This window comes from Streptomyces sichuanensis, assembly GCF_020328095.1.
In the GTDB taxonomy this organism is placed as follows: Bacteria; Actinomycetota; Actinomycetes; order Streptomycetales; family Streptomycetaceae; genus Streptomyces; species Streptomyces cinnamoneus.
Genome location: NZ_JAIXMK010000101.1, coordinates 12,761 through 38,036, shown reverse-complemented (window position 1 = coordinate 38,036; position 25,276 = coordinate 12,761). Strand labels below are relative to the sequence as shown.

Here is a 25,276-nt window from a genome sequence, read left to right as displayed (position 1 = left end):
CGTCGCCGCGGGCCTCCGCAACACCGGCTGAGGCGGAAAATGCCTGGTGGGCGCCCTGGCCCGGAGGGTTAGACTCGAAGGTCGAAGTCAGAGTCGAGTCGCCCTCGGGCGCAGGGAGAACGACACACCGTGTCCGAGAACGTTTCCGCCACCAGCCCCGGCGCGGGCAGCCGCCTCCCCCTCCTCGGCGACTGCGAGAACTGCTTCGGCCTGTGCTGCGTCGCCCTTCCCTTCGCGGCCTCCGCCGACTTCGCGGTCAACAAGAACGCCGGCAAGCCCTGCACCAACCTCCAGTCCGACTTCCGCTGCGGCATCCACACCCGCCTCCGCACGAGCGGCTTCCGCGGCTGCACGGTCTACGACTGCTTCGGTGCGGGCCAGAAGGTCTCGCAGCACACGTTCGCGGGCCGTGACTGGCGGCAGGCCCCGGAGACGGCGCAGCAGATGTTCGACGTGTTCCCGGTCGTGCGGCAGCTGCAGGAACTGCTCTGGTACCTGAACGAGACCCTGACGCTGCCGGCGGCCCGCCCGGTGCACGCCGAGGCCGGGCGGCTGCTGGAGGAGACCGAGCGCCTGACCCTGCTGGACGCCGACGGCCTGGCGGCGGTGGACGTGGCCGCGCACCGGCAGAAGGTCAACACGGTGCTGCTGCGCACCAGCGAGCTCGTACGGGCGAAGGCCGGCCGGAAGACGAAGGACCGCCGGGGCGCCGACCTGATGGGGGCCCGGCTCAAGGGCGCTGACCTGCGGGGGGCCAACCTGCGCGGGGCGTACCTCATCGCCGCGGACCTCACCGGGGCGGACCTGCGGATGGCCGACCTGATCGGCGCGGACCTGCGGGACGCGAACCTGGCCGGCGCGGACCTGACCGAGTCGATATTCCTCACCCAGCCCCAGCTGAACGCGGCACGGGGCAACGGCGCGACCAAGCTCCCGTCGTCGCTCAGCCGCCCCGCGCACTGGTGATCACTCGAAGCTCATCGACATCCAGTCGCCGGAGTCCTGGACGGGGGCGAACCCGGCCTTGGCGTACACCCCGTGGGCGTCGTGGGTGGACAGCAGGAAGCGCTTGAGCCGGTAGGGGGCGAGGTGATCGCGGACGGCGGCGGCCAGCCAGGTGCCGATGCCCTTGCCGCGGCTGCCCCGGTCGACGTACACGTCGCAGAGCCAGGCGAAGGTGGCCAGGTCGGTGACGACGCGCGCGTAGCCGACCTGCCGGCCGTCGCCGTCGTAGACCCCGAAGTTGAGCGATCCGGCGACGGCCCGTTCGACGGTCTCGCGGCTGCGGCCGAGGGCCCAGTAGGCGTCGGTGGACAGCCAGTGGTGAACCCGCCCGACGTCCAGACGGCCGGCGTCGACCGAGATCTCGTGGCCGTCGTCCCTGCCGGCGATCGTCGCAGTCCCAGCATCCATGATCGTGATCGTAGTCAGCGTCGCACGAGAGGCGGTACGGAATGTGGCTGAAACACCACTCATAGCCGCGGTACGGAACGGGGACGCCGAGGCGGTGAGTGCGCTCCTGCTCGCGGGCGCCGACCCGGACTCCGTCGACGAGCACGGCACTCCGGCGCTGTGCCTGGCGGTGGACGCCTTCGCCGTGCCGGTCGTCGACGCGCTGGTGTGGTCGGCCCGGCTGGACCTCCCCGCCGCCGACGGCCGTACGCCCCTGCTGCGGGCGGTCGACCGGGGTGCCGACGACATCGTGGCGACGCTCGTCAACCGCGGGGCACAGCTGTGGCTCAAGGACGCCGAGGGCCGTGACGCCCTGGCCCTGGCCCGGCACTGGCACGCGGTGGACACCGAGGCCGGACTGCGCCGCCGGACGGGCGCGTCGGGGCCGGTGACGCGTAGGACGGTGCACCGCGAGTCCTGGGGGGTCTGCGAAGAGCTCTCGCTCGGCGGCCTGACGGTGCGCACCGGACACGCCACGATCCTCACCAGTTTGGAGAGCAGCTACGGCATCACCCCGCCCTTCGCCGAACTGATGGAACGGGCCCTGGCCGAGCCGGACGTCGACCACCCCATATGGCTGACGACCCTGCAGACGCTGCGGGAGCGCCACGACCCCGCCGTCTGGCACGAGGCGGCCGCCCTGAGCGCCCGCCCGGACCCCATGGAACGGTACTTCGGCGCCGAACTGCTGTACGTGGTCGTCCTCTTCGACGAGAGCGAGGACGAGTCCTTCGACGAGCCGCTCGTCGACCTCCTCCTGCCCTGGGCGGCACGGGAGGAGGACCCCCGGGTGATGCGGTCCCTCACCGCGGCACTGTCCAACGCATGGGACCCCCGGTCCGAGCAGCCGATGCCGGCGCTCACCCGCCACCCCGACGCCCAGGTCCGCTGGACAGCGACCGCCGGCCTGGAGAGGCCGGTCGCCGCGGGTGACCCCGAGGCGCTGGCCGTCGTCGTGGCGCGCACGCGGGACACGGACGCGACGGTCCGCGAAACGGCCTGCCACACCCTGGGCCGGGCCGCCCCCAAGGACTCCGCCACCGCCGCGAACGCCCTCGCCGCCCGGCTCGACGACGAGGCGGAGCCCGTACGGGTCACGGCCGCGATCCAGCTGGCGCTGCGCGACGACCCCCGCGGCGACGGGGTGCTGGCTGCCCTGGAGCCCGTCGACGACACTTCGCCGTACTACTGGCAGCTCGACATCGTATGGCGCCACCGCCGCACGGACTGACCCCCTGCCTCCGCCGCAACCGGAGTCGTCAGTCCCATGCGTTGAAGAGCACTCCGCCCAGTGTGCCCACGCCGTAGAGGCGCACCTGGCGCCACTCGTGCCGGGACAGGGCCGAAGTGTCCACGCGCGAGAGCGGTGTGGCGAGTTGCTCACCGGTCAGGACCGGCAGCGGCCCGTCCTCCGGCCGGAAGAAGCCCGTGGCACCCCGCGGCAGCGTGAACACCGCGCGCTCAGCCGGCAGCAGCGCCGAACCACCTGGGCAGATGGCCGAGCAGGTCCTGCTGGTCTTCACCGGCCCATGCCACGTGGCCGTCCGGCCGCAGCAGCACCGCGGGCACGTCCAGTTCCTCGCTGACGTCGACGACGTGGTCGACACGGCCGGCCCAGCCCTCCACCGAGAGCCGGCCGGTCTGGTCGAGCAGCAGCCCGCGGCCGCCGTGCATCAGCTCGTAGAGGCGGCCCCGCTTGAGTTTCACGTCCCGCATCCGCCGGCCGAGCAGTTCGTGGCCGTCGCCGAAGTCGTAGCGGACCCCGACCGCGGTGATCATCTCGGTCACGTACCGGTTCACGACCTCGAATTCCAGCAGCTCCGAGAACAGCTCCTTCAGCGCCGTCTCGGCCGGACCGGTCCTCAGCAGAACGCTCTGCGCGCGGGTGTTGAGCACGACGCGGGCGCCCACCGGGTGCCGTTCGGCGTGGTAGCTGTCCAGCAGCCCCTCCGGGGCCCAGCCCCCCACCTCGGCGGCCAGTTTCCAGCCGAGGTTGAACGCGTCCTGGACGCCGAGGTTGAGCCCCTGCCCGCCGATCGGCGGGTGGATGTGCGCCGCGTCGCCGGCCAGCAGCACCCGGTCGACCCGGTAGCGCTCGGCCTGCCGGGTGGCGTCGCCGAAGCGCGAGAGCCAGCGCGGCGAGTGCACGCCGAAGTCGGTGCCCGCGACCTCCCGAAGCCGCTGCTTGAACTCCCCGGGGGTCGGCGCGGCACGGTCCTCGGCCACGCCGTCGGCGGGCACGATGACGCGGTACGTCGTCCCGTCCGGGTTGGGGATGACGCCGAACCGTACGTGGGTCCTGCTGATCTCGGCCACCACGGCGGCCACCGTTTCCGGATCCTCGGTCAGCTCCATGTCGCCCAGCAGCGTCTCGACCGTGGGGGGCTCACCGGGGAAGCCGACGCCGAGCAGCTTGCGCACCGTACTGCGGCCGCCGTCGCACCCGACGAGGTAGCGCGAGCGCAGCCGCGTACCGTCCGCCAGCTCGACGGTCACCCCGTCCTCGTCCTGGCTCAGCCCGACCACCTCGCAGCCGCGCCGGATCTCGGTGCCGAGTTCGACGGCGCGCTCGCCCAGCACGCGCTCGGTGACCGGCTGCGGCATGGCGAGGCCGTACGGGTGGGCGGTGTCCATCCCGTCCGGCCACGGCGTGGGGAAGGCCGCGAAGGGACCGCCGACCGTGAACGGCTCGCTGACCTCGCGGAACCGCTCCAGCAGGCCGCGCTGGTCCATCACCTCGACGCTGCGCACGTGCAGGCCGCGCCCACGGGACTCCGTGGTCGGCTCCGCCAGCTTCTCCAGCACGACCGTTCGCACTCCGGCGAGCCGCAGTTCGGCGGCCAGCATCAAGCCGGTCGGTCCGCCGCCGACCACGATCACGTCAATCATCAAAGCGCCCATTCCACGAGATCGGATTCGGCCGTCTGCACATCGCGCATCTGCTGTTTCTGCAGGTCGCGGCCTTGATCGACATTCTGCGGCACGATCGGCTCGCCGCAAGGGCCTCTTCGTTTCCGCCGCCCCACCCCGTGGCTACTTTTGCAAGCACCTGCTTGCAAAAGTTAGCAACCTCCGGCAGGATCGCCGCATGGCATCACTCAACGTCGGCAATCTCGGCGAGTACCTCCGCGAGCAGCGGCGCACCGCGCAGCTGACGCTGCGGCAGCTCGCGGATGCCGCGGGAGTGTCCAACCCGTACCTCAGCCAGATCGAGCGCGGGCTGCGCAAGCCGAGCGCCGAGATCCTGCAGCAGCTGGCCAAGGCACTGCGGATCTCCGCCGAGACGCTGTACGTGCAGGCCGGGATCCTCGACGAGCGCGACCGGGACGAGGCGGAGGTCCGCAGCGTGATCCTCGCCGATCCCTCGATCAACGAGCGGCAGAAACAGGTGCTGCTCCAGATCTACGAGTCCTTCCGCAAGGAGAACGCCCTCGGGACCGACGGGCCGGGCAGGACGGACGACCACAGCACACCTTCTAGCTGATCCGGAGACCCTCGACATGGCCATCACCCAGGACATCCGCAAGACCGCCACCGACACCGCCTACGCCGCGGCCGGTGCCGCGGACCTCGCGGCCGAGAAGATCGGGCAGTTCGTCACCGAGGCGCCCGAGCGCTTCGAGAAGCTGCGCAACACCGACCCCAAGGCCCTGGGCGAGCGGGTGGCCCAGCAGGCCAAGCAGGTGCAGACGCAGGTGACCGCGAAGGCCACCGAGATCGTCGGAACGATCGACACCGACGTCAAGAAGCTGGGGCAGACCGCCCAGGACCTGGTGCTCCAGGGCTTCGGTCAGGTCGTCACCGTGGCGGCCCAGGCCAACGACGGCTTCGAGGAGCTGGTCAAGCGCGGCCGCACCGCCGTGCAGACCTGGCGCGGCGAGGCCGCCGAGGAGATCACGGAGATCGCCGTCGCCGTCGAGCCCGACCCGGAGCCGGCCCAGGCCCCGGCCGCCAAGGACGAGCAGCCCGCCACCGGCACCGAGGCCGCGGACGACGACAAGCCCGCCGCCCGCAAGCCCGCCGCCACCCGCAAGCCCGCCGCGAAGAAGGCGGACGCCAAGACCGGCGACCAGTAGCAGGAGACAGCAGCGGCGAAACGATCCGGGCACGCCTCGCGTGCCCGGATCGTTCTCCCGGTACGGTGGGCAGCAGACGCACGGAGAAGAGGTGGATCGCATGCTGGTGGAGGGCTTCGGCCACGTCCTGTCCTGGATCTCGGTCGGACTGCTCGTCTTCGCAGTCGCGGCCTTCCTCGACGCCGCCGTGCGCCGCGAGGACGCCTACCGGGCGGCCGACAAGCAGTCCAAGGGCTTCTGGCTGATCATCCTCGGCCTCGCGGCCGTCGTGAACCTGCTCTTCGGCATCCTGGCCTTCCTGCCGGTCCTCGGCCTGATCGCCACCATCGTCTACATGGTCGACGTCCGGCCCGCCCTGCGCCACGTCTCCGGCCGCGGTGGCCCGCGCCGGCGCCGCGGCTCCAGCTCGGACGGCCCCTACGGCCCGTACAACGGCGGCCGCTGACCGCCCGCGCTCAGGGACGTCAGCCCCGGTCGAGGAGCACCACGGCCAAGTCGTCCGTCAACTCCCCGCCGTTGAGCGCCTGCACCTCCGAGACGGCCGCCTCCAGCAGCTCCTCGCCGTGCAGACCCTCCTTCACCTGGCGGGTCATCAGCTCGATCATGCCCTCCTGGCCGAGCCGTCGCGTCCCCTCGCCGATCCTGCCCTCTACCAGGCCGTCGGTGTACATCAACAGGCTCCACGCCTCGCCCAGTTCGACCTCGCGGTGCGGCCAGCGGGCGTCCGGGAGCAGGCCCAGCGCCGGGCCGCCGTCGTCCTGCGGCAGCAGGACGGGGGCCTCGCCGGGGCGTACGAGCAGGGGGGCCGGGTGTCCGGCCAGGCAGACGGCGGCCGAACGGCCGTCGGGGGCAATGTCGGCCGTGCACAGCGTCGCGAAGATCTCCTCGTCCGCGCGCTCGTGCTCCAGCACCTCCTGCAGCGTGGCCAGCAGCTCGTCGCCGCACAGTCCGGCCAGCGTCAACGCCCGCCAGGCAATGCGCAGTTCCACGCCCAGCGCCGCCTCGTCCGGGCCGTGCCCGCACACGTCGCCGATCATCGCGTGCACCGTGCCGTCGGGCGTGCGGACCGTGTCGTAGAAGTCGCCGCCGAGCAGGGCCCGGCTGCGGCCGGGGCGGTAACGGGCGGCGAAGCGCAGGTCGGAGCCGGCCAGCAGCGGATGCGGCAGCAGGCCGCGCTCCAGGCGGGCGTTCTCCTGGGCCAGCAGCCGCGTCTCGGTGAGCTGCCGCTGCGCGAAGTCCGCGCGCTTGCGCTCGACGGCGTAGCGGATGGCCCGGCTCAGGACGCGCCCGTCGAGCTCGTCGCGGAAGAGGTAGTCCTGCGCGCCGACCCGGACCGCCTCCGCGGCCCGTTCGGCGTCCGCCTCGGCGGTCAGGGCGAGCACGGCGTGGTGCGGGGCGAGCCGCAGCACCCGGCGCAGGGTCGCCAGTTCGTCCGGACCCTCCGAACCCTCCGGCCCCGCCGCCCGCTCCGGCTCGCCGGCCGGCCGCCCGGACGGGTGGTCCGTGGCGGGCAGGGCGAGGTCGAGGAGGATGCACTGGACGTCGTCGGTGAGCAGCCGCTCCGCCTCGGTGAGGTTGCGGGCGGTGCGGATGCGTACGGGCGTGCCGGCCGTCCCGGACATGTCCGCCATGTCCGGGCAGGACAGCGAGCCGCCCGGGTCGTCCTCGATCACGAGCAGCGTCAGCCCGCCGTCGGGCAGCACGACGGGAGGCTCCGCCTGCCTCGGCACGGGTACGGGCATCACTTCGGCTTCCTTCCCCTCCCCCCGAGGGCACGGCGCCTCGCCGAGGGGCGGGCACCGAGGGTGACCCTAGCGCCAGAGCCCGGCCGAACGGAATGGTACGGAGCCACCCGCCTCTGTCATATGCCCACGCCACAAGGGGAATTGGCGCAGGAACACCCCCATACGGAGGACGGCGCGATGACAAACATCACGTCGTACGAGCGTACGAAATCACTCCGTGTGGCCGCCCCTATCCCGGGCGTACGACCCCGAGGATCGGCATCGATCCGGCGCCCGCGAGGGTGACCTGGCGGCCCGGCCGGGGCGCGTGCACGATCGTTCCGTCGCCCACGTACATCCCCACGTGGCTGGCGTCCCCGAAGTAGATCACCAGGTCGCCGGCGCGCATATCCTTCACGTCGACCTTCGGCAGCTGCCGCCACTGCTCCTGCGAGGTCCGCGGTATCGCGCGCCCGGCCGCCGCCCACGCCTTGAGCGTCAGGCCGGAGCAGTCGAAGGTGTCGGGGCCCTCGGCGCCCCAGACGTAGTTCTTGCCGATCTGCGCGGTGGCGAAGTCGACCGCTCGCTTTCCGTCACCGGTCGCCGCGGACCCGCGGCCGGCCAGGCCCCTGCCGGCGTCGGTGCCGAGCCACTTCGCCTGCGCCTGGCGGGCCCGTTCCTCCTCCAGCTGCCGCAGCCGCTCCCGCTCCTTCTCCTCCAGGCGGGATTCCAGCTTCTTCGCCTCGTCCAGCCGCGCCTCGATCTCCTTCTTCGCGGCCTCCTTCTTCGCGCGCTCGCCCTCCAGGGCCCGGCGGCGCTCGTCGGCGGCCTTGGCGTAGCCCTCCAGCTCGGCGCGGGTGGCCTCCACCTGGGCGAGCAGCCCGCGGGTGGCCTGCTCGCCCTTGCGGGCCAGAGCCACGCCGTTCAGGAAGGTCTCGGGCGAGGCGCTGAAGAAGAGCTGCGTCTGCGGGGTCAGGCCGCCGCTGCGGTACTGGGCGCGCGCCAGGGCCCCGGTCTCCTTGCGCAGCTTCTCCAGGCGCTGCCGGGCCGCGTCCACCTGACGATTGAGGTCGGCGACCGACTTCTCCTGCAGCCGCAGCTGCTCACCGGCGGCGTTGTAGGCGTCCGTGGCGGCCTCGGCCTTGCGGTAGAGGGCCTCCACCTCCTTGTGGACCTCCTCCAGGCGCGGCGAGGAGGCGGGCGGGGTGCCGGTCGCGGAGGGCTGCGGGGGTCTGGGGTCGGCGTGTGCCGCCGGGGCGGCCAGAACGACCGTCCCCGCGCTGATCAGCGCGCCGGCCAGGGCGGTCGCCACGGCCAGGCGTCGCCGCCCGGTCACCGCCCCGCCGTCGATGCCACCGCTCCGCCTCGCCGGAAACCCCACCGGACACCTCCGCGACTCCGCCCCCGCGCCTGACACGCCGTCACACGAAGTTCGGATGCTGCCATGTCCCTCCGCAATGCGACAGAGACCTGCGTCACACTGCGGTGGGAAACCGACCGGAAACGGAGCCACCACCCCGATGGCCGAGGTTCACCCTGCGTTCACCCCTCCCCATCGGCCGCTTCATCTGATCTGCCTAATTTCGGCCGTAGAGGGTGCGGACCACACCGTCCCACCGGCCCTCGCCCGCACAGAGCGGAACAGCTACACCAACCTCTCGCACGCCGCCCCCGCGGCGGCTCCCGGAAGGAACCCCCGAAAGTGAAGCTTCAGCGCAAGAACCGGCTTCGCACAGTCGCCCTCGGCGCCATCGCCGTCTCCGGTGCCCTGGTCCTCACGGCGTGCGGATCGGACGACAACGGCGGCGGCGAGGGCGGCGGCAGCGGCTCCACCAAGGCCGCCGGCAACATCAAGTGCGAGGGCAAGGGCCAGCTGCTGGCCTCCGGCTCGTCCGCGCAGAAGAACGCCATGGACCTGTGGGTCAAGAACTTCATGGCCGCCTGCAAGGACGTCCAGATCAACTACAAGCCCACCGGCTCGGGCGCGGGCATCCAGGAGTTCCTCCAGGGCAAGACCGCCTTCGCGGGCTCCGACTCGGCGCTCAAGCCGGAGGAGGTCGCCAAGTCCAAGGAGGTCGTCAAGGGCGGTCAGGGCATCAACCTGCCCCTGCTCGGCGGCCCCATCGCCATCGGCTACCACGTCCCGGGCGTGGACAACCTGGTCCTCGACGCCGACACCCTCGCCAAGATCTTCGACGGCAAGATCGAGAAGTGGAACGACGAGGCGATCGCCAAACTGAACAAGGACGCCAAGCTCCCGGACCTCAAGATCCAGGCGTTCCACCGTTCGGACGAGTCCGGCACCACCGACAACTTCACCAAGTACCTCAAGGCCGCCGCGGACAAGTCCTGGCCGTACGAGCCCGCCAAGGCGTGGAAGGCCAAGGGCGGCCAGTCCGCCGACGGCTCGGCTGGCGTGTCCTCGCAGGTCAAGCAGACCCCGGGCGCCATCTCCTACTTCGAGCTCTCCTACGCCACGGCCAACTCGATCAAGACGGTGAAGCTCAACACCGGCGCCGCCGCCCCGGTCGAGGCCACCTCCGACAACGCCTCCAAGGCCATCGCCGAGGCGAAGATCGCGGGCACCGGCAAGGACCTGGCGCTCAAGCTCAACTACACCACCAAGGCCGAGGGCGCCTACCCGATCACCCTGGTGACGTACGAGATCGTCGGTGACCAGGGCAACAAGGCCGAGACCCTCCCGGCGACCAAGTCCTTCCTGACCTACATCGCCGGCGAGGACGGCCAGTCGGTCCTCAAGGGCCTGGGCTACGCCCCGCTGCCCGCCGAGATCGCCACGAAGGTCCGCGAGACCATCGCCGGCCTCTCCTGACGCTCCCGACACAGGGCGGGGCGCACTCCACGCCCGGCGCCTGCCCGGAGACCACGCTCCCGGGCCGGCCCGGGAGCCGGCCACGGCGCCGGAGTGACGCCCGCCCCCTCCCGGTGCACCGCCGCGCCAGGAGCCGCACGCCCCGACCGCCGGAGGCGACCGGCTCCGCAGACCGGAGAAACCCATGGACATAACCTCAGCCACCGCAGCCGGCCCACCGCCCGGCCCGGGCAGCGCCCCGGCCCCCGCCGAGCAGCAGGGCACCACCACCCGCCTCGGCGACCGGATCTTCCTCGGCCTCTCCCGGGGATCCGGCATCCTGCTCCTGGTGATCATGGCCGCCATCGCGGTCTTCCTCACCATCCGCGCCGCCAGCGCCCTCTCCCACAACGAGGGCAACTTCTTCACCACCTTCGAGTGGCGCGCCAACTCCACCCCGCCGGTCTTCGGCATCGCCGTCCTGGCCTTCGGCACGGTCGTCAGCTCGGTCATCGCGATGGCCATCGCCGTGCCGGTCGCCATCGGCATCGCGTTGTTCATCTCCCACTACGCACCGCGCCGGCTCGCCGCGCCGCTGTCGTACGTGATCGACCTGCTCGCCGCCGTCCCGTCCATCGTCTACGGCCTGTGGGGCGCGCTGTTCCTCGTCCCGCACCTCGGCGGGCTCTACAGCTGGCTGGACGACTACTTCGGCTGGACGGGCGTCTTCGAGTACCACGACGGCGCCGCCCGCTCGCTCTTCACCATCGGCATCCTGCTGGCGATCATGATCCTGCCGATCGTCACCAGCGTCAGCCGCGAGGTCTTCCTGCAGGCCCCCAAGATGCACGAGGAGGCCGCCCTCGCGCTCGGCGCGACCCGCTGGGAGGTCATCAGGACGGCCGTCCTGCCCTTCGGCCGCTCGGGCGTCATCAGCGCCTCCATGCTGGGCCTGGGCCGCGCCCTCGGCGAGACGATGGCCGTCGCCACCGTCCTCTCCCCCAGCTTCGAGATCGGCACGAGCCTGCTCGACCCGGGCGGCGGAACGTTCGCGCAGAACATCGCGAGCAGCTTCAAGGAGTCCGGTGAGATCGGCAAGGACGCCCTGATCGCCTCCGGTCTCGTCCTCTTCGTCCTCACCCTGCTGGTCAACGGCGCGGCCCGCTTGATCATCGCCCGCCGCAAGGAGTACACGGCATGAGCGAGGTAGCCATGGACCAGCCCTCCACCGCCGCCCCCGGTGCCCGGCCCTCGTCGAGCCTGCACCAGCCCCGCCTGCCCCGCTGGGCCCCGGCCGCCCTCGCGGCCGCCGCGCTCGCGGTGGGCGTGGGCATCGGCGCCGGCGCCGGTCTGAGCAGCCGCATCCAGTGGGGCCTGCTCGCGGCGGTCCTCTACGTCGCCGGAATGTTCGCCCTCGCCACCCGCGTCGAGGGCGTCCGGCAGGCCAAGGACCGCCTCGCCACCAGCCTGGTGTGGGTCTGCTTCCTGCTCGCGGTCGTCCCGCTGGTCTCCCTGATCTGGGAGACGGTCTCGCGCGGCAGCGGCGTCCTCGACGGCGGCTTCCTCTCCCACTCCATGGGCGGCGTCCTGACCATCCAGCCCGGCGGCGGCGTCTACCACGCCATCATCGGCACCCTGGAACAGGTCGGCATCGCCACCGCCATCGCGGCCCCGATCGGCCTGCTGACGGCGATCTACCTGGTCGAGTACGGCCGCGGCCGGCTCGCCAAGGCGGTGACCTTCTTCGTCGACGTCATGACGGGCATCCCGTCGATCGTGGCGGGTCTGTTCGTCCTCAGCTTCTGGATCCTGATGCTGGACAACGGCTACTCGGGCTTCGCCGGGTCGATGGCCCTGGCGATCCTGATGATGCCGGTGGTCGTCCGCTCCACGGAGGAGATGCTCAAGCTCGTCCCCAACGAGCTGCGCGAGGCGTCCCTGGCCCTCGGCGTGCCGAAGTGGCGCACGATCCTCAAGGTCGTCCTGCCCACCGCCATCGGCGGCATCGCCACCGGCGTGATGCTCTCGGTCGCCCGCATCGCCGGCGAGTCCGCCCCGATCGTCCTCCTGGTCTTCGGCTCCCAGCTGATCAACAACAACCCCTTCGAAGGCGCCCAGTCCTCCCTGCCGTACTACATCTACGAGCAGTGGGCGGCCGGCAACGACGCCAGCTACGACCGCGCCTGGGCCGCGGCCCTGGTCCTCATCGCCTTCGTCATGATCCTGAACCTGGTGGCCCGCGGCGTTGCCCGCTGGAAGGCCCCCAAGGCCGGTCGCTGACCGCCCGCCGTACGAAAGAAGTAGTGATCCCATGGCCAAGCGAATCGACGTCAGCGGCCTGACCGCCTACTACGGCTCCCACAAGGCCATCGAGGACATCTCGATGACCGTGGAGCCCCGCTCCGTGACCGCCTTCATCGGCCCCTCCGGCTGCGGCAAGTCCACCTTCCTGCGCACCCTGAACCGCATGCACGAGGTCACCCCCGGCGGCCGCGTCGAGGGCAAGGTGCTGCTGGACGACGAGAACCTCTACGGCGCCGGCGTCGACCCCGTCTCCGTGCGCCGCACGGTCGGCATGGTCTTCCAGCGGCCGAACCCCTTCCCCACCATGTCGATCTACGAGAACGTCGCCGCGGGCATCCGCCTCAACGGCGGCCGCGTCCGCAAGGCGGAGCTGGACACGATCGTGGAGAAGTCCCTCAAGGGCGCCAACCTCTGGAAGGAGGTCAAGGACCGCCTGAACAAGCCGGGCGCCGGCCTCTCCGGCGGTCAGCAGCAGCGCCTGTGCATCGCCCGCGCGATCGCGGTCGAGCCGCAGGTCCTGCTGATGGACGAGCCCTGCTCGGCCCTGGACCCGATCTCCACGCTCGCCATCGAGGACCTGATCGGCGAGCTGAAGGAACGGTTCACGATCGTCATCGTCACCCACAACATGCAGCAGGCGGCCCGCGTCTCCGACCGCACCGCCTTCTTCAACCTCGCGGGCGTCGGCCAGCCGGGCAAGCTGGTCGAGATCGACGACACCGAGCGGATCTTCTCCAACCCGTCGGTCCAGGCCACGGAGGACTACATCTCCGGCCGCTTCGGCTAGGCCGCCCCACGATCGCCTTGCGGCGCTGCATGGCGGTGCCGCCGCAAGGCAAAAGGGCCCGCCCCCTGCTCGTACCAGGGGGCGGGCCCTTCCGCATGCGGGTACCGGCACGCGTGCCGGCCGGCTTGCTAGCCGAAGGCCAGGTTCACGATCCAGTAGCTGAACGCGGCGACGACGGCCGCGGCCGGCATGGTGATGAACCAGCCCATCACGATGTTCTTCGCGACGCCCCACCGCACGGCGCGCGGGCCCTTGGTGGAACCGACGCCCATGATCGCGGAGGTGATGACGTGCGTCGTGGAGATCGGCGCGTGGAACATGAACGACGCCGTGTACATGACCGAAGCGGCCGTGGTCTCGGCGGCGAAGCCCTGCGGCGGGTCCAGCTCGATGATGCGGCGGCCGAGGGTGCGCATGATGCGCCAGCCACCCGCGTACGTACCGAGCGACAGCGTGATCGCACAGGCGAGCTTGACCCACAGCGGGATCGCCTCGTCCTTGCCCTGCACGTCACCGATGACCAGGGCCATCACCACGATGCCCATGGTCTTCTGCGCGTCCTGCAGACCGTGGCCGAGCGCCATGCCGGCGGCCGAGACGGTCTGGGCGATGCGGAAGCCGCGCTTGGCCTTGTGCGGGTTGGCCCGACGGAACATCCACATGATCGCGACCATCACCAGATAGCCGATGATCAGGCCGACGAAGGGCGAGAGGAACATCGGGATGACGACCTTCTCGACCACGCCCGACCAGATGACGGTCGTACCGCCCGCGAGCGCCGCGCCCACCATGCCGCCGAACAGGGCGTGCGAGGAGGACGACGGCAGGCCGAAGTACCAGGTGACCATGTTCCAGACGATGGCGCCGATCAGGGCGGCGAAGAGGATGCCCATCCCCTTGTCGCCCACCGGCGTCTCGATCAGGCCCTTGCTGACGGTCTTGGCGACCCCGCTGCCGAGGAAGGCACCGGCGAGGTTCATCACCGCCGCCATCGCGAGGGCCGCCCGCGGGGTCAGCGCCCGCGTGGAGACCGACGTCGCGATGGCGTTCGCGGAGTCGTGGAAGCCGTTCGTATAGGTGAAGCCGAGCGCGACCGCGATGGTCACGACAAGCGCAAACGTATCCACCGGGGGTCAGGACTCCTTGACCGCGATGGTCTCGACCGTGTTCGCGACGTGCTCGAAGGCGTCGGCGGCCTCCTCCAGCACGTCCACGATCTGCTTCAGCTTGAGCACCTCGATGGCGTCGTACTTGCCGTTGAAGAGCTGGGCGAGGAGCTTGCGGTGAATCTGGTCGGCCTGGTTCTCCAGCCGGTTCACCTCGATCCAGTACTCCGTGAGGTTCGTCATGGTCCGCAGGTTCGGCATCGCCTCGGCCGTCAGCTCGGCGGCCCGGGCGAGAACCTCGATCTGCTGCTCGACGCCCTTCGGCAATTCCTCGATCTGGTAGAGGACGACCAGGTCGACCGCCTCTTCCATGAAATCCATGATGTCGTCGAGCGAACCGGCGAGGGAGTAGATGTCCTCACGGTCGAACGGCGTGATGAAGGAGGAGTTCAGCTGGTGGAAGATCGCGTGCGTCGCGTCGTCCCCCGCGTGCTCCGCTGCCCGCATCCGCTCGGCGATCTCGGCCCGGGCGGAGGTTTCCGCTCCGAGCAGTTCCATCAGGAGCTTGGAGCCCGTGACGATGTTGTCCGCGGAGGCGGCGAACATGTCGTAGAAGCTCGTCTCCCTGGGGGTCAGACGAAAGCGCACGTGGGATCCTCGGGGTGCAGCGGATTCGGTCTCGTTGATGCTAGGCGCATCATCCAGCCACAGCTAACTGGCATTCCCTCAGTGTCGCCCATCGGGCAGAGTGCTCACGAAGGCGGTACGGGTTCTGTGGTGGCGAATTTCGGTAACATATACCCGGCAGGGGTATAGGAAACGGCGTACAGCCGGAACGCGGCCGCCCGGCGCGGCGCCGCCCCCAGCACCCGCGACGACCAGCGCGGAAGCACCGGCAGGACGACGGAGAACGCCATGACGCCCACGGAGGCCACAGTGACCAGCACCACTGAACAGGCCGCGGCGTCCTGCCACGGCGACGCCGCTGCGGTGGACCACACCCACCCGTCCGGCCCCCACGGCTACAGCAAGCAGAAGGACCAGCACCTCAAGCGCCTGCGCCGCATCGAGGGCCAGATCCGCGGCCTCCAGCGCATGGTCGAGGAGGACGTCTACTGCATCGACATACTCACCCAGGTCTCGGCGGGCACCAAGGCCCTGCAGTCCTTCGCCCTCCAGCTGCTCCAGGAACACCTCCGCCACTGCGTGGCGGACGCGGCCCTCAAGGGCGGCACGGAGATCGACGCCAAGGTGGAGGAAGCCAGCGCGGCGATCGCCCGACTGCTGCGGACCTGAGCGGTTGGTGGCCGGACCGGTGACCCACAGCCGGGACCGGGCCGGCGAAAGCTACGGACCGCGGGCAGTGCCGTGCTCGGCCGGCACGGGCGCACACCATGGCCCCCGGCCGAAGGCCGGGTCCACGGCGGCCGGAACGGCCGCGCGGACCGTCAGCCCTCCGGCCCTCCCGGCCCCTCGGCCGGCTCCGCGCGCTGTCGGCGGACGACTCTCAGCACCTCGTCGATGCGGTCCGTGCTGAGACGCTCCTCCGCGGCGCTGGACGCCGCGATCATCAATTCGCCGTAGAGATCGATCTCGATGAGGGCCACGGGATCCGGCCCGCCGGACGGACCGCGCCGCGAAACCACGTGATGCACCTCCTCGGGTCCCACTGCCGCCGCTTCCAGCGTAGTGATCGGTACAGACTCCGCGCATGGCACAGAAGGACCATTTCCATGGCCAACTACGCCCTGCCGCCCTATTTCTGCGGCGAAGCGACCGTGCCCGCATAGATTTCGGCCGGTGCCGGCAACGCAATGTCCGGACGCAATCCGAAGGAGAAGAGCTCGACGGTCGAAACCACCGTCATGGGTGACGGCAGCCCCGAAGGCCGGGCCTCCGCCACCCCCGCGCCCGCCGAGGCGACGGACGCCGCCGGGGCCGCGGCCGGCGCCCTCGACGCCCCCGACGGCGCCACCGCCGCCGTGGCCGCGGCCGTCATCGCCGGCTGACGGCCGCCGTCCCCGGCGGCCGCCGGTCCCGCCATTCCGAACCGGTAGCGCAGGACCCGCGGCCTGCCCTGTCCGTCGAGGTACGCGTCGAAGCCCACCGTGCCACTGGAGAACCCTTTCGCCGCCGCGGCCAGCGCCGCCCGGTCCCGTTCGGGTGCGGCCTGCGCGGCCCGGGAGAGGTCGACCGTCCCCCAGTAGTGCGCCACGCGGGCCCCGTCGATCCGCTCCTCCCCCGCGTACGCCACTTCACGCGCGCCGCCCAGCAATTCGGCCGCGGCCAGCGGATCGGTGGCCCCGCTGGTGAGGAGGTCGCCGTCCGCGAGGGCGCCCGTGTCGAGCCGTACCCACTTGCCGGCGGGGACGCCCGCACCGCGGTTCTTCATGTACAGCGCGCCGGGCGCGAAGACCTCCGTGATCGGCCGGTGCCCGGCCCGTCCGGCCGCGCCCTCGGGCAGCATCACCGTGAGCAGCCCGACCGGCCGGGCGAAGTCGTAGACGCCCCGGCCCCGGATGGTCAGCCGGGTGCCACCGCTGACGGTCTCCATGGACGTACGGACCCTGGCGCCACCCGCCCTGGCCAGCGCCGCCGGGGCGTGCCGCACGGCGGCGAGCGCCCGGGCGGGGTCGGCGGCCGGACCGGCCGCCTCGCGCACCTGCCGGACCTGGCTGCTGCCGCGGCCGTGGGCGGCGTCGCCCGCCGGGCCGCCGCCCGGCCCTCGCCCGGCGCAGCCGCACACCGCGAGCAGCCCGAGGGCGAGGCTGCCCGCCAGCGCTCCGGCGACGACCGCGCCCTTGCGCCTGTGCCCCTGCACCGCCATGAACGTAAGCCCCCTGCCGCACGCTGGTGGAACCCGTTCCCTTCAACGACCGCCCGGGGGTCACCGTCACGGCCGGGTAGCGTGGTCCCGTGTCCGAACCAGCCTTCGCGCCGCCCGGCGCCGAACACACCATCAGCACGAGCGAGCGCGGCTCGTTCTGCACGGCCCGTTGCAGCTGCGGCTGGTACGGCCCGGCCCGCCGGGCCCGTTCCCTGGCCCGCGACGACGCCGGCATGCACCTGGCCACGGCCACCGCGGCAGCAACGGCGACGGACGGCAAGGTGCCCGGCCCGAGACCGGCGGGCCCATCGGGCCCATCGGGCGGATCAACGGACTGACGGCCGCCGGACACGCCACGGGCGGTCGGCGCCGCTACGCGGCGAGGTCCCGGTCGTGCCGGTACGACCGGCGGCCGGAAAGCGACGGGTCACCGTCATCGGCCACGGCACCGGCGGCCGGCACCACCGGCAGGGGCGCGCGCGTCGACCGCACGAGCCGTGCGGCGCGCGTTCCCGCGACCGTCCGGGCGAGCGGGGTGAGCAGCATCATGGCCAGGGGCGCGAGGAGCAGCGCCACGGCCGTGCCCAGGGCGAGCCCGCCGACGACGTCCGTGGGGTAGTGCACGCCCATGTAGACGCGGCAGAACCCTTCGAGGAGCGCCAGCCCGATCCCAATGAATCCGTACTTCCGGTTTGCTACGAACAAACCGACGCCCAGGGCCATCGTCAGCGTCGCGTGGTCGCTGACGAAGGAGAAGTCCTTCTTCCCGTCGACGAGGACGTCCAGCCCCGGATGGTCGAGGAAGGGCCGGGGCCGCCGGACGAATCCGCGGATGGGGATGTTGATCAGCAGCGCGATGCCGGCCGCGAGCGGTGCCCACAGGAGCGCGGCGACGCCCGCGGGGGCGTCCGCGCTCCGGCGGATGCTCCACCAGGCGCAGACCATGAGCACGGCGAACCCGAGGACGATCCCGTACTCGCCGATGAACTCGACGGCGCGGTCGGCCCAGTGGGGCGCGTCCTTGGCCATGCCGTTGATGTCGTAGAGCAGGCTGACGTCGGGGTTCGATTCGCCCCCGGCCACCGGCATGGAGTCTCCCGTCACGAGTCCAGCCATCGCCCCGGCCCCTATCTGTCGCCTGTCGCTACGTCCAGTCCAGCTACCGACCCCCGTGGTCCGTGCGCCGCAGCCGACGGCGCTGCCTTGCCACTTTCATGGAACGCCCGACTCCGGCCAGGCGTTCCACTCTCCACCCAATGATCACCAGGACGTTATCCAAGAGTGACCCGCGACCCGGGCGCAGGGTCCGCCGTTCAGACCCTGTTGTTCTTGGGGAGCGCTTTCGCTCCGTCCTCCGTGACCCGAGTCGCCCCGATGTAGTCCGGTTGTGCGTCGATCTTCTCGAACCGGATCACGGCCCCCGTGCGCGGTGCGTGAATCATGTAACCGCCCCCGACGTAGAGGCCCACGTGGTGGATGGTCCGCGGGTCCTTCAGGTCGTGGGCGAAGAAGACCAGGTCACCCGGCAGCAGCTCGTCCCGCTTGGGATGTGCTCCCGCGTTCCACTGGTCGTTCGCGACGCGCGGCAGCTCGATCCCGACCGAGGCGTACGCGGCCTTGGTCAGCCCCGAGCAGTCGAAGCGCCCGCCGTCCTCCTTCGTACCGTCTCCGCCCCAGAGGTACGGCGTGCCGAGTTTGTCCTGTGCGTAGTAGATGGCTCCGGCCGCCGCCTGCGAGGGCGCGACCCTGCCGACGGGCCGGGCGAAGCTCTTCTCCAGGCTGCGGATGGACTTCACATAGCCCTGGGTCTCGCTGATCGACGGGACGCCGCCGGCCTTGATGACGCGGTACGGACCGGCGTTGTACGCGGCGAGCATATTGTCCGTCAGATCCCCGGGGACGCCCTTCACGTCCTTGGCCAACTGGCAGTCGTAGGAGGCGGCTGACGGGATGGCATCCGACGGGTCCCATACGTCACGCTTCCCGTCCCCGTTGCCGTCTATCCCTTCGGTTGCCCACGTCTCGGGGATGAATTGCGCTATCCCCTTCGCGGCGGCACGACTCTCGGCCGTCGGATCCCAGTTGCTCTCGGTGTAGAGCTGGGCGGCGAGGACCGCCGGGTTGAGGGCGGGGCAGAGGTTGCCCCACTTGGCGACGAGCGCCTGGTACTGGTCGGGCACGGCGCCCTTGGCCAGTCCGACCGTGCCCCCGCCGCCCACGCCCATGATGCTCCCGGCGGCCACGTACACCCCGATCACGAGCAGCCCGACGAAGCACAGGCACATCGCGATGCCCGCGCCCACGCCCACCCAGAGCTTCCGCACCCGTCAACCTTCCCCCACGACAGGCCCCTTGCACTGCCGTTTCCGGAATATCGTGCGGGACCGCCGCCCCCGGCCGCTACCGGGCCGTGAAGCCGTAGCAGCCGATGCTCGCGTACTCATTCGTGCCCTTGACGTGCTCGAAGATCACCGTCCAGTCCCCGGGGTCGTTCCCGACGGGAATGGCCGGTGCGTACGGCTTGCCCTGCACGTACGACTGGAAGTCGTCTGGGTAGGTGAGCTCCTTGTTCTCCGCCCCCCAGCCCGACCCCTTGGGGGCGATGTCGACGGGCTTGCTGGTGTAGCCCAGACCGAGGTTGGTCTGGCGGAGCCCCTCGAAGGGCTTGCCGGTCCCCGGGTCGATCTCGTGCCGGGGCTTGACGGCCACCGAGACGTAGTACGGCCCCTTGAGCCGGCTCATATCGGCGTACTTGAACCGGAAGAGAATCTTCACCTTGCCGGACATCACCTTGGCCTGGCTGTCCACCGCATCCGCCACGGAGAACTGGAACTGCCCGGGGGTGCGCTCCTCGGTTGGCAGGTTGCACGTGCCCTCGCCGTAGAGGGAGCCCTCCTTGGCCGACCAGTAGTCGCGGTTGGGGCCGGTCGCCTCGACGAAGGAGGGCTCCTTGCCGGCCTGACCGTCCTGGCCGGACTTGTCCGCCTGTCCCGGGCCGGGGGAACCGGCCGCCGACGGTGACCCGGACGCGGAAGGCTTCGCGTCGCCCTGGGCGCGCGCCTCCTTTCCGCCCCCCTTGGAGTCGTCACCCATCGACTGGACGGTGAGCGCCGCAACGACCCCGAGGGCCACGGACGCGGCACCGACCGTGAGCCACAGCTTCGTCCGCGGGCGGGGGGCCGCGGGAGGCGCCGCCGGCATGGGCGGCGCGGCCGGCCCGGACATCGCCGTCGGGACGTAGCCGACGGGCACGGCGGGCTCAGCGGGGGCGACGGACGCGGCGGAAGCCGCCGCGCCGCTGCCCACCAGCGCCTGGTACACCGGGTCGTCGACGAGCGCGGAGGACACCGCGCACCGGCCGATGATCTCGGCGGGCGTGGGCCGCTCCCCCGCATCGGCCGCCACGCAGGCCCGGACGAGGGCGGCGAGCTCCGACTCGACCCCGTCCAGGTCGATTTCGCCGTGGACGACCCGGTACGTCACCGACTCCGACGCGCCCTCGCCGTACGGTGGCCTGCCCGTCGCCGCGGCGGCGATGGTCGCGCCCAGCGCGAACACGTCGGCCGCGGGCGTCACGTCGTTGCGGGTGATGATCTCGGGGGCGGTGTAACCGGGCGAGCCCGGTGCCGTCCCCACCTGCGTGAGCGCCGTATGCTCGGCGCCCCGTGCGATGCCGAAGTCGATGAGCTTGGGGCCGACCGCGGACAGGATGATGTTGTGCGGCTTGAGGTCACGGTGCATCACGCCGTACTCGTGCACCCCGGCCAGCGCCTCGGCGAGCGCGGCCATGAGCCGCAGACAGGTGGCGGCGGGCAACGCCCCCCGCCCGCGTATCGCCTGCACCAGCGTGGGCCCGGGCACGTACTCCGTGGCGAGCCAGTACGGCGGCGCCTCCAGCGAGGCGTCGATCAGGTTCGCGGTGAACGCGCTGCGCACGGCCCGTACGGTCTCGACCTCGCGCCGGAAGCGCGCCAGGGCCTCGGGCGAGTCCGCGAAGTCCTCCCTGATGACCTTGATGGCCAACTGCCGCCCGCCCGGCGACCGTCCCAGATACACCTGGCCCATGCCACCGGAGCCGAGCCGGGCGAGGACGGTGTGCGTACCGATGCGTGCGGGGTCCTGAGGACGAAGAGCTTCCACGGGGGGAGACTGTGCCACAAGAAGGCATGTCCTGATCAAAAGCGATGCTCCGCTGCATCTCCACAGCCGGCACCCCACGGCATTGCACATGAGTACGCATACTCACGACGCCCCACCCCCGCGTCACCTACGGTGTGACGCGGTGTCAACTGTATGTGCCAGGTTCATGCAGTTGCACTGGCACCGTTGCATTCCCGGGGAGGGGTCCGCACCACCATGTCTCGATGGGACATCAAGCCCGCCGGCGTCCGGGGGGTGATCTCCAGTACGTCGGAGGTCATCGGCAAGCTGGGGGACGAGGCCACCTCGTACAGCACGCACACGCAGTCCGCCGCCGGGCACGCAGGCGCCCTCGTCGGGCCCTGCGACGCGAGCACGGGGCTGGTCGGGCTGGCGCTGGCGGCCTATACCCAGCACGCCACGCCGGAGCTCGCGTTCATCGCGGTGCGCGCGAAGAAGTCCCTGCAGGGGGCGATCGACGCCACCGCCGCGTACGAGCACGGCGACCTGGAGATGGCCGCGAACAAGCAGGCGGCCGCCTGCAAGGCGCCGACACCCGAGGAAATCGCAGCCGTCCTGGGCAAGCCGGGGGACAAGAAGTGAACAGCTCCCCGATCGACCCGATCTTCATTCCCCACTTCACGGGCGACGTCGGCGCACTGGAACGGGACATCGCCGCCCTGGCCAAGGACGCCTCGAACGTCCGCACCACGGGCGCGAACACCCACTCCACCTTTCAGGGTCTCTCGACCTGGTACGACGCCCCCGAGGCCAAGCAGCTGCTGGACAGCACCCTGCCGGTGCGCGACAAGGCCGACCACTTCGCGGACGGCCTGGAGACGGTGAAGTCCGCGCTGGCCACGTACGCCTCGGCGATCCGCCCCATCGTCAAGGAGCTGGACAGCCTGCGCGAGCAGGCGGTGGCCTTCCGCGCGGAGATCGGCGACAGCGACCGCTGGCTCAAGGACCAGAGCAAGATCGACCGCAACAAGCACCTGATCCAGGCCGTGGCGGTCGCCCAGGAGAAGTTCCACGCCGCCGAACTCGAAGCCTTCAACAAGATCACCGGCGTCTTCGACAAGAGCCTCCGCCTGACCGTCGACGACGGCAGCCACAAGAAGGGAATGTACGGCTACGACCCGAGCGAGGCCGGAAAGGCCACCAAGACCCCGTGGGGCGTGGTCGAGAAGCGCGACTACGACGGTCTGGAGGCGGCGTGGCACTGGACGGCGGACACGGCGACGAACGCCGCCAAGGGATTCTTCGTCGACGGCCTGGGAAACGCCGCCAAGGGCCTCTACCACCTGGCCAACTTCACCGACGGCAAGACGTTCAAGGAAACCTGGAGCGGCCTGGGCACCACCGTCTACGGAATCGGCCTGTACGCCACGAAGCCCTTCGACATGGTCTTCGACCAGACGATGCTCAGGGACAAGGACAGCCCCGACGAGATCCGGGCGAAGAAGGCGGCCAGGGAGTTCGGCAAGTCCTTCATCGCCTACGACGAGTGGAAGACGAACCCGAGCCGCGCGGCGGGAACCGTCGCCTTCAATGTGCTGACCATCGCCTCGGGCCCCCTCCTGAAGGCCGGCGCGGCCGGCAAGGCGGGCCAGGCCGGCGCGGCAGGCGAAGCCGGCGGCGCCGCAGCCGCGGCCGCCAGGGCGGCCAAGGCCGCCACCGCACTCGGCACGGTGGGGCGCTACGTCGACCCGGCGACGTACGTGCAGAAGGCCACGGGCCTGAGCGTGGCGGCCACGAAGCTCGCGATACCGAAGATCGGCGACATCGCGTCGGAGGTCAGGCAGAGCCTGGGCCGAATAGGCGCCCACAACCCGTCCTCGGTAGAACTCCCCACCCTGGACGGCAAGCCCCAGTACCTCCACCCGGACGGCACCATCCGCGACAACACCGGCATCAAACACCCCGGCGCGGAAGCCCCCAAGGAACCGAGCAAGCACGACCTGGCGATGCCGCGGGAGGCCACGACTACGGCCGACAAGCGCGTCCTCGCCAGCGTCAGCAGCGGCGGTGAGAGCACCGGCAGCGCCACGCACATCGGCGGCGGGGCTGCAGACGGGTCAGCCGGGCGGGCGGCCGCCCATGAACAGCCCGGAATCACTACCGACGGCGGGCACACGCCGCCCCTGCGAGGCGTCCGTGACACCCCCGCCCACTCCGGGCACGGTCCGAGCAGCGGCGGCCACGACCTCGGTCATGGCCCCTCTGCAAGCCATGAGCCTCCCGCGGGATCGTCGCACGGCCCCTCGCCGTCTCACGGGGAACCACCGGCCGGCGGTGTTGCCGAGGGCTCTGCGGGCCGTCACGGCGAGAGTTCCACGAGCGGGCTGGGAGACGGCCCCACCGACAGGCCGAGTACACCGACGCAGGCAGAGCACACACCCCCGAGCGGCGCAGCAGGAAAACCCCTCGACGACATCGAACCGGAGCGGTACAGCCGCGGCACGGACGCGGCGTCGACGCCCTCGGAGCCCATGCGCACCGAGCAGCAAGCGGGCGTCGTCGAGGCCTTCGAGCGGGCGAAGATGCTCCCTGCGGATCAAGCCCGCGCGCTGAGGACCCTCGGCAAGAATCCGCACGGTGCCGAGATCGCGGACCTGATCACCCGCGGCCATCTCAGCGATGTCCCGAAATACGACAAAATCCTCAATATGTGCAAGCAGGGTCCCAAGCCGCCGGACAAGGGAATGCTGCCCGCCGCGTCCATGGCGCTGAAGCATGCAACCGAGCTGCAGAACCGGGGCTTCTCCCGACTTGTTTTCGAGCTCGAAGACGAGGCAACGGGCCTCGATTTCGACGTGGCCACTGTCCTTGAGGACGGCACACCGCACTACGGGTACCAGCTCAAGGATGTGAGCACCATCGATGCCATCAAGGGCGCTGCCAAGAAGGCGGCCAAACAGCTCCAATCCGGAACCGCCACCCAGAAGGTCGCGCTACTGGACGTACATCAATCGATCGACGGCTTCAACGCTAAGATGCTGAAGGAAGTCGAGTTCCACGCAAGGCGAGCAAATGCCACTTTCCACCTGCGTTTCGAAGACGGGTCCATCACAGTCCCGCCCAATGGTTCCGTTTATCCGTAAGGAGCATTCATGTCGACCCTGATGCGCGCACCGCGTGAATGCGGATCATGGTTCTGGGACCTCGACGAGGTGGCCGAGCCGGGTTTGGAGTCTGCTCTGGCCGTCGCGGCTCGGATGGCAGCCGTTCTGAACCGGCACGGCCTGCTCACACCGCACCGGCTCGAATACGACTGGTACGTCTTGGATGTGGGCGGCGTCGGCATCAGGTCAAATATTGCGCTCACTGTCCCGCTGGACGATCCGTCCCTCCCTGACCGAGTCCTGAAGAGTCGGCCGTCAGGCTTCCCGGAAGCCGACGTGGACGACATCCACATCCTTGGTGCAGGGACATGGATCGATGCCGAGGGAAACGCCCACCGTGAACCTGGTCTCGTAGATCTGTCGGTTTCCCCGGCCCCTATCGGGCTCTCGGCGGAGCTCGCCGTTCACCATGACGTCTGGGCCTGGTTCGATTTCTCCGGAACGCCGCACCCGGACGTGTACGGGCGGAACGCACCCCGCCTTACCGCAGCGCTGCAGGAAATAAGCTCCATGCTCGGCGTGACCCCTGAACCGGGTGAGGCCACGTATTTTGGCTATGCCTCAGGGCTCGGCATCGGGACGCCGGAAGCCAACCCGGACGGTTCCGGCCCCGACGTCACCGACAGCCTGTGAAACCCGTGCCCAGTGAGTGCATCACGGGTCCGTTCCAGTTCCTGAGCTCGAAGGGAGGAAAGCGATGACGCGTTTCAAAGAATTGCTCTACACGGATTTCGATGGCAATTCGACGACGGACGACGTGCTGCACAAGGCGTTCGATGACCCCCGGCACATGGAACGCGTTCCCGGGCTGGTCGAGTTGATGAATGACTCTGCAGCGCCCGAAATGGAGCGGTTTATCGCCCTGTACTCCGCGAACTGCCGGACTTCGGGGCGCTCGCCGCGGTAGTCCGCGAAGCACTGAA

Annotated in this window: 27 protein-coding genes; 15 read left to right on the top strand and 12 right to left on the bottom strand. The window is 70.6% G+C overall.

Features of this window, described 5'->3' with window-relative positions; translation table 11 throughout:
• Positions 1-129 precede the first annotated feature (129 nt).
• Complete coding sequence (locus LE181_RS24575) at positions 130-966, top strand: pentapeptide repeat-containing protein (RefSeq protein ID WP_225663664.1); 837 nt, start codon at positions 130-132, stop codon at positions 964-966.
• Here LE181_RS24575 and LE181_RS24570 read toward each other — a convergent pair whose 3' ends face one another.
• Positions 967-1,413: a GNAT family N-acetyltransferase gene (locus tag LE181_RS24570; RefSeq protein WP_225663663.1), complete on the bottom strand. Its 447-nt coding sequence runs from the start codon at positions 1,411-1,413 to the stop codon at positions 967-969.
• 43 nt (positions 1,414-1,456) lie between these two features.
• Here LE181_RS24570 and LE181_RS24565 point away from each other — a divergent pair, with 43 nt between their 5' ends.
• Entirely contained in the window at positions 1,457-2,683 is a 1,227-nt protein-coding gene (locus tag LE181_RS24565; RefSeq protein ID WP_225663662.1) for an ankyrin and HEAT repeat domain-containing protein, read from the top strand.
• A 28-nt stretch (positions 2,684-2,711) separates the two neighbouring features.
• Here the strand turns inward: LE181_RS24565 and LE181_RS24560 are convergent, their stop codons facing one another.
• On the bottom strand, positions 2,712-2,906 hold the full coding sequence (locus LE181_RS24560) for a hypothetical protein (RefSeq protein ID WP_225663661.1): 195 nt from the start codon (positions 2,904-2,906) through the stop codon (positions 2,712-2,714).
• Positions 2,907-2,913: 7 nt separating this feature from the next.
• Positions 2,914-4,341, bottom strand: coding sequence for a rifampin monooxygenase (gene rox, locus LE181_RS24555; protein ID WP_225663660.1), 1,428 nt, complete (start codon positions 4,339-4,341; stop codon positions 2,914-2,916).
• Between the two features lie 199 nt (positions 4,342-4,540).
• On the opposite strand from rox, the gene LE181_RS24550 reads away from it, so the two are divergent.
• The 3 genes from LE181_RS24550 to LE181_RS24540 all read left to right on the top strand — a co-directional run bounded on the left by LE181_RS24550 (position 4,541) and on the right by LE181_RS24540 (position 5,973).
• On the top strand, positions 4,541-4,936 hold the full coding sequence (locus LE181_RS24550) for a helix-turn-helix domain-containing protein (RefSeq protein WP_190113024.1): 396 nt from the start codon (positions 4,541-4,543) through the stop codon (positions 4,934-4,936).
• Positions 4,937-4,952: 16 nt separating this feature from the next.
• The gene (locus tag LE181_RS24545; RefSeq protein ID WP_225663659.1) at positions 4,953-5,528 is read left to right on the top strand and encodes a hypothetical protein; all 576 of its coding nucleotides are present in this window, start codon (positions 4,953-4,955) and stop codon (positions 5,526-5,528) included.
• Between the two features lie 100 nt (positions 5,529-5,628).
• Positions 5,629-5,973, top strand: a complete 345-nt coding sequence (locus LE181_RS24540) for a DUF2516 family protein (RefSeq protein WP_225663666.1) — start codon at positions 5,629-5,631, stop codon at positions 5,971-5,973.
• A gap of 19 nt (positions 5,974-5,992) precedes the next feature.
• Here LE181_RS24540 and LE181_RS24535 read toward each other — a convergent pair whose 3' ends face one another.
• Both LE181_RS24535 and LE181_RS24530 read right to left on the bottom strand, forming a co-directional pair.
• Entirely contained in the window at positions 5,993-7,270 is a 1,278-nt protein-coding gene (locus tag LE181_RS24535; RefSeq protein ID WP_225663658.1) for a PP2C family protein-serine/threonine phosphatase, read from the bottom strand.
• Positions 7,271-7,502: 232 nt separating this feature from the next.
• Positions 7,503-8,588 (bottom strand): C40 family peptidase, encoded by a 1,086-nt coding sequence (locus LE181_RS24530; RefSeq protein WP_225663657.1) that lies wholly within the window; start codon positions 8,586-8,588, stop codon positions 7,503-7,505.
• A gap of 366 nt (positions 8,589-8,954) precedes the next feature.
• Between LE181_RS24530 and pstS the strand changes: the two genes are divergently transcribed.
• The 4 genes from pstS to pstB all read left to right on the top strand — a co-directional run bounded on the left by pstS (position 8,955) and on the right by pstB (position 13,155).
• Positions 8,955-10,085, top strand: coding sequence for a phosphate ABC transporter substrate-binding protein PstS (gene pstS / locus LE181_RS24525; RefSeq protein ID WP_225663656.1), 1,131 nt, complete (start codon positions 8,955-8,957; stop codon positions 10,083-10,085).
• A 184-nt stretch (positions 10,086-10,269) separates the two neighbouring features.
• On the top strand, positions 10,270-11,265 hold the full coding sequence (gene pstC / locus LE181_RS24520) for a phosphate ABC transporter permease subunit PstC (protein ID WP_225663655.1): 996 nt from the start codon (positions 10,270-10,272) through the stop codon (positions 11,263-11,265).
• A complete protein-coding gene (gene pstA / locus LE181_RS24515; protein WP_225663654.1) occupies positions 11,262-12,344 on the top strand; it encodes a phosphate ABC transporter permease PstA in 1,083 nt (360 codons plus the stop codon). The genes pstC and pstA overlap by 4 nt, the downstream gene beginning before the upstream one ends.
• Positions 12,345-12,375: 31 nt before the next feature.
• On the top strand, positions 12,376-13,155 hold the full coding sequence (gene pstB, locus LE181_RS24510) for a phosphate ABC transporter ATP-binding protein PstB (RefSeq protein WP_190113032.1): 780 nt from the start codon (positions 12,376-12,378) through the stop codon (positions 13,153-13,155).
• Between the two features lie 128 nt (positions 13,156-13,283).
• Here pstB and LE181_RS24505 read toward each other — a convergent pair whose 3' ends face one another.
• Both LE181_RS24505 and LE181_RS24500 read right to left on the bottom strand, forming a co-directional pair.
• Complete coding sequence (locus tag LE181_RS24505) at positions 13,284-14,282, bottom strand: inorganic phosphate transporter (RefSeq protein WP_190113033.1); 999 nt, start codon at positions 14,280-14,282, stop codon at positions 13,284-13,286.
• 6 nt (positions 14,283-14,288) lie between these two features.
• Positions 14,289-14,909 (bottom strand): DUF47 domain-containing protein, encoded by a 621-nt coding sequence (locus LE181_RS24500; RefSeq protein ID WP_190113034.1) that lies wholly within the window; start codon positions 14,907-14,909, stop codon positions 14,289-14,291.
• A 267-nt stretch (positions 14,910-15,176) separates the two neighbouring features.
• Between LE181_RS24500 and LE181_RS24495 the strand changes: the two genes are divergently transcribed.
• On the top strand, positions 15,177-15,557 hold the full coding sequence (locus LE181_RS24495) for a metal-sensitive transcriptional regulator (RefSeq protein ID WP_225663653.1): 381 nt from the start codon (positions 15,177-15,179) through the stop codon (positions 15,555-15,557).
• A 152-nt stretch (positions 15,558-15,709) separates the two neighbouring features.
• On the opposite strand, the gene LE181_RS24490 is transcribed toward LE181_RS24495, so the two are convergent.
• Both LE181_RS24490 and LE181_RS24485 read right to left on the bottom strand, forming a co-directional pair.
• A complete protein-coding gene (locus LE181_RS24490) occupies positions 15,710-15,907 on the bottom strand; it encodes a hypothetical protein (RefSeq protein ID WP_225663652.1) in 198 nt (65 codons plus the stop codon).
• Between the two features lie 110 nt (positions 15,908-16,017).
• Positions 16,018-17,088 (bottom strand): SCO4651 family lipoprotein, encoded by a 1,071-nt coding sequence (locus LE181_RS24485; RefSeq protein ID WP_225663651.1) that lies wholly within the window; start codon positions 17,086-17,088, stop codon positions 16,018-16,020.
• Positions 17,089-17,177: 89 nt separating this feature from the next.
• On the opposite strand from LE181_RS24485, the gene LE181_RS24480 reads away from it, so the two are divergent.
• Positions 17,178-17,426 (top strand): hypothetical protein, encoded by a 249-nt coding sequence (locus LE181_RS24480; protein WP_225663650.1) that lies wholly within the window; start codon positions 17,178-17,180, stop codon positions 17,424-17,426.
• Positions 17,427-17,460: 34 nt separating this feature from the next.
• Here the strand turns inward: LE181_RS24480 and LE181_RS24475 are convergent, their stop codons facing one another.
• From LE181_RS24475 to LE181_RS24465, 3 genes are all read right to left on the bottom strand, one after another.
• The gene (locus LE181_RS24475) at positions 17,461-18,204 is read right to left on the bottom strand and encodes a phosphatase PAP2 family protein (RefSeq protein ID WP_225663649.1); all 744 of its coding nucleotides are present in this window, start codon (positions 18,202-18,204) and stop codon (positions 17,461-17,463) included.
• Between the two features lie 197 nt (positions 18,205-18,401).
• Positions 18,402-19,412: a C40 family peptidase gene (locus LE181_RS24470; protein ID WP_308103332.1), complete on the bottom strand. Its 1,011-nt coding sequence runs from the start codon at positions 19,410-19,412 to the stop codon at positions 18,402-18,404.
• A gap of 76 nt (positions 19,413-19,488) precedes the next feature.
• A complete protein-coding gene (locus LE181_RS24465) occupies positions 19,489-21,228 on the bottom strand; it encodes a serine/threonine-protein kinase (RefSeq protein ID WP_225663648.1) in 1,740 nt (579 codons plus the stop codon).
• Between the two features lie 216 nt (positions 21,229-21,444).
• Here LE181_RS24465 and LE181_RS24460 point away from each other — a divergent pair, with 216 nt between their 5' ends.
• The 4 genes from LE181_RS24460 (at position 21,445) to LE181_RS24445 (ending at position 25,260) form a co-directional block, all read left to right on the top strand.
• On the top strand, positions 21,445-21,831 hold the full coding sequence (locus LE181_RS24460; protein WP_225663647.1) for a DUF6507 family protein: 387 nt from the start codon (positions 21,445-21,447) through the stop codon (positions 21,829-21,831).
• A complete protein-coding gene (locus LE181_RS24455) occupies positions 21,828-24,332 on the top strand; it encodes a hypothetical protein (protein ID WP_225663646.1) in 2,505 nt (834 codons plus the stop codon). Before LE181_RS24460 ends, LE181_RS24455 begins: the two co-directional genes overlap by 4 nt.
• A 9-nt stretch (positions 24,333-24,341) precedes the next feature.
• A complete protein-coding gene (locus LE181_RS24450) occupies positions 24,342-24,986 on the top strand; it encodes a hypothetical protein (protein ID WP_225663645.1) in 645 nt (214 codons plus the stop codon).
• Between the two features lie 64 nt (positions 24,987-25,050).
• Entirely contained in the window at positions 25,051-25,260 is a 210-nt protein-coding gene (locus LE181_RS24445) for a hypothetical protein (RefSeq protein WP_225663644.1), read from the top strand.
• Positions 25,261-25,276: the final 16 nt, after the last annotated feature.